Below are 1,864 nucleotides of genomic sequence, written 5' to 3' on the forward strand. Positions count from 1 at the left end.
CTGGCCCACGCGCACGCCGTAGCGCTTGAGGAAGGTCTGGCCCGCCGACACCGTCATGACGCCCGGCAGGTCGTTGTTGCCGAACACCAGCGGGCGCTCGATGGCGCCGGTGGCCAGCACCACGTGCCTGGCGCGGATCTTGTGCTGGCGCTGCCGGGGCAGGTTGGGGTTGCGCAGGGCCGGCGCCAGGTGGTCCTGCACCAGCTCCACGGCCAGCACCAGGTTGTCCTGGTACAGGCCAAAGGCCGTGGTGCGCGAGAGCACCGTCACGTGCGGCATCTTCTCCAGCGCCGCGCGCGCCGAGCGGATGAAGGCGTCGCTGTTGCGACCGTCGATGTGGGCGCTGGGGTCCGACAGCAGCCAGCCGCCCAGTTCGTTCTGCTCATCGACAAGCAAGGTCTTCAAGCCGGCCTGGCCCGCCTGCAGCGCCGCCAGCAAGCCGCAGGCGCCGCCGCCGACGACGAGCACGTCCACGTGGTGGTACAGGTGGTCGTAGTGCTCGGGGTCGGCCTCGGTGGGCGCGCTGCCGAAGCCGGCGAACTTGCGGATCACGGCCTCGTAGGTGGGCCAGAGCTTGCGCGGCCACTTGAAGGTCTTGCTGTAGAAGCCCGCGGGCATGAAGCGCGAGGCCTTGCCCAGCGTGGCCTTGAGATCGAAGTCCAGGCTCGGCCAGCCCGAGGTCGAGGCGGCCTTCAGCCCCTCGTACAGCTCGGCCTGCGTGGCTTTGATGTTGGGCACCGTCAAGGCGCCTTCTTCCATCTGCACCAGGGCGTTGGGCTCCTCGGCGCCGGCGCCCAGGATGCCGCGCGGGCGGCCGTACTTGAAGCTGCGCGCCAGGCGCAGGTGGCCGTTGGCCAGCAGCGCCGAGGCCAGCGTGTCGCCGACGTAGCCCGTGCAGGGCTTGCCGTCGAAGCTGAAGTGGATCTTCTTGCGCGTGTCGATGCGCGCGCCGGCGACGTCAACGCGTTGGGCGGTCATGCGGGCTCTCCTTGAACTTCGGCCTCGAACAGCGGCTTGGCCTCCTGCAGCGTCCAGCAGCCGGCGATCTCGTACGTGGCGGTGTTGCGCCGCACGGCAAAGACCTTGCGGCACGCGGCGCTGTGCTGCCACTGCTCCCAGAACCAGCCCTTGGGGTTGCGGCGCATGAACAGGTAGTCGCCCCAGGTGGCGTCGTCCACCTCCTCGGGCCTGGCCGGGCGGGCGATGAAGGCCTCGCCGGCGTAGCTGAACTCTTCCTCGTCGCGCAGCTCGTCGCAGTGCGGGCAGTGAAATCGCAGCATGGTGCTTGTCTCGCGGAACTACTTGTTCAGTGGGCGACGCCGGCGGCGCCGTGCTCGTCGATGAGGTGGCCGCTGTGGAAGCGGCTGATGGCAAAGGGCTCGGCCAGCGGGTGGGGACGGTCGTGGGCGATGGTGTGGGCGAAGACGTGGCCCGAGCCGGGCGTGGCCTTGAAGCCGCCCGTGCCCCAGCCGCAGTTGAAGTACAGGCCCTGCACGCTGGTCTTGCTGATGATGGGGCAGGCGTCGGGGCACACGTCCACGATGCCGCCCCACTGGCGGTTCATGCGCACGCGCGAGAACTGCGGGAACAGCTCGATGATGGCCGCGGCGGTGTGGTCGATGACGTGCGGGCTGCCGCGCTGGCCGTAGCCCAGGTAGCTGTCGATGCCCGCGCCGATGACGAGCTCGCCCTTGTCGGACTGGCTCAGGTACCCGTGCACGGCGTTGCTCATGATCACGGTGTCGATGACGCGCTGCATGGACTCCGAGACGAAGGCCTGCAGCGGGTGGCTCTCGATGGGCAGGCGAATGCCGGCCATGCGCGCCAGCACCGAGGAGTGCCCGGCCGCGACGCAGCCCACGCG

Annotated in this window: 3 protein-coding genes; all 3 read right to left on the reverse strand. The window is 69.6% G+C overall.

Features of this window, described 5'->3' with window-relative positions; translation table 11 throughout:
* Positions 1 to 978: 2Fe-2S iron-sulfur cluster-binding protein (locus HHL10_RS30020; RefSeq protein ID WP_169164091.1), on the reverse strand; the 978-nt coding region annotated here is incomplete at its 3' end.
* Positions 975 to 1,280 (reverse strand): sarcosine oxidase subunit delta, encoded by a 306-nt coding sequence (locus HHL10_RS30025; RefSeq protein WP_169164092.1) that lies wholly within the window; start codon positions 1,278 to 1,280, stop codon positions 975 to 977. The genes HHL10_RS30020 and HHL10_RS30025, both read right to left, overlap by 4 nt.
* 26 nt (positions 1,281 to 1,306) lie before the next feature.
* On the reverse strand, positions 1,307 to 1,864 hold a 558-nt coding region (locus HHL10_RS30030), incomplete at its 5' end, for an FAD-dependent oxidoreductase (RefSeq protein WP_169164093.1).

The sequence above is a fragment of the Azohydromonas caseinilytica genome (genome assembly GCF_012927045.1).
In the GTDB taxonomy this organism is placed as follows: domain Bacteria; phylum Pseudomonadota; class Gammaproteobacteria; order Burkholderiales; family Burkholderiaceae_C; genus Azohydromonas; species Azohydromonas caseinilytica.

Excerpts from the sequence above, each read along its gene's own strand:
- HHL10_RS30025 (WP_169164092.1), bottom strand. The coding sequence starts at position 1,280 with ATGCTGCGATTTCACTGCCCGCACTGCGACGAGCTGCGCGACGAGGAA.